The 1,834-nt window shown below is 72.1% G+C and carries 1 protein-coding gene; it reads left to right on the top strand.

Going from position 1 to position 1,834, the window contains the following annotated elements:
• Positions 1 to 38 precede the first annotated feature (38 nt).
• Positions 39 to 1,834: condensation domain-containing protein (locus tag ACWJ6R_RS35765; protein ID WP_449066452.1), on the top strand; the 1,796-nt coding region annotated here is incomplete at its 3' end.

Genomic DNA, 1,834 nt, shown 5'->3' with positions numbered 1-1,834 from the left:
TGTTGGCGGATCGGTTGCCGGGGTATGCGGTTCCGTCGGTGATCTCGGCGGTGGAGGGGTTCCCGTTGACGGCGAACGGGAAGATCGACCGAACCGCGCTCGTCTCCCTCGCGGAGGAAGCACCGGTGAGCGAAGCGGGGGAGGCGCCCGCCGGCGTGGTCGAGAACCTGCTCGCCGGGATCTGGGCCGACCTGCTCGACGTCCCCTCGGTGCACCGCGGAGACGGCTTCTTCGCCCTCGGCGGGGACTCGCTGCTCGCCACCCGCATGATCGCGAGGCTGCGGTCGGCGGGCGTCGCCGGCGCCAGGCTGTCGGTGCTGTTCGACTCGCCGGCGCTCGCCGACTTCGCCGCGACCCTCACCCTGGACGAGGCGCTCGCGCCCGCCCCGGCGCTGAGCGCGGACCTCGAACACCGCCACGACCCGTTCCCGCCGACGGAGGTGCAGCGCGCCTACTGGCTCGGCCGGGCCGAGCACTTCACCCTCGGCGGCGTCGGCTGCCACTTCTACACCGAGTTCGACGGCGACATCGATCTCGACCGGCTGCAGACCGCGTGGAACCTGCTGATCGAGCGGCACGAGATGCTGCGCGCCGTCTTCGACGCCGATGGACTCCAGCGCATCCTGCCCGAGGTGCCGTGCTTCACGATCACCGTGGTCGACAGCGCCGAGCAGCTGCGCGAGCAGATGTCGCACCAGGTGTTCGACCCCGCGACCTGGCCGCTGTTCGACGCGCGGGCCGCGCGGCACGAGGGCCGCATCCGGCTGGGGGTCGGTTTCGACAGCATCATCGTCGACGCGTTGAGCATGATGACCTTCTTCGCCGAACTGGACCTGCTCTACCGCGATCCCGCCGCCGTGCTCCCGCCCCTGGAGGTGTCGTTCCGGGACTACGTGCTCGGGCTGACCCCCGATCCCGCGGTCGCCGAAGCGGCCGAGGAGTACTGGAGCGGCCGCCTGCCCGAACTGCCCGGCGCGCCGCGGCTGCCGCTGCGCGTCAACCCGGCCGTGATCGAGCGCCCCCGGTTCGTCCGCCGGGAGGTCAGGATGGACGCGGAACGCTGGAGCCGCGTCTCCGAACTGGCCAGGAAGCACGACCTGACCGCCTCCACGGTGCTGGCGGCTGCCTTCGGCGAGATCCTCGCCGCCTGGAGCGCCCAGCCGGAGCTGACGCTCAACCTCACATTGTTCGACCGGCGCGAGGTGCACCCCGACATCCACCGCGTCCTGGGTGACTTCACCTCGCTGATGCTCGTCGGCTACCGGTCGGGATCCGACTGGCTGGACGGCGCGCGCCGGCTGCAGGAAGAGGTCTGGCGCGGACTGGAGCACGGCGAGGTCTCGGCCGTCTGGGTGATGCGCGAGCTGGCCAGGCGGTCCGGCTCGATCGAGATGACCATGCCCGTGGTGTTCACCAGCATGCTCGGCGTCACCGACGGCGGCGCGCCGGGGCCCTCCTTCGCCGAGCAGGTCTGGGGGGTGTCCCAGACCCCGCAGGTCTGGCTGGACTACCAGGTGGCGGAGGTCGGCGGCGAGCTGCTCGTCCGTTGGGACGCGGTGGAGGAGCTGTTCCCGGCGGGCGTGCTCGACGCGATGTTCGACACGCATCTGAACCTGCTGGAGTGGCTGGCGGAGGGCGACTGGTCGGCCCCCGCCCCCGTCGGGCCGCCCCGCGACCAGCTGCTCGTCCGGCAGCGGGTCAACGACACCGCGGGTCCCCTGCCGGACGGCACCCTGCACGGGGGGTTCTTCGCCAACGCCGCCCGCGAGCCGCACCGGCCCGCGCTGGTGTCGGATGCGGGTGTGGTGACGTACGGGGAGTTGGCGGAGCGGGC

It is taken from the genome of Planomonospora algeriensis (genome assembly GCF_977012225.1).
The sequence above is the reverse complement of the archived record's forward strand: the minus strand, read 5'-3'. Positions and strand labels throughout refer to the sequence as shown.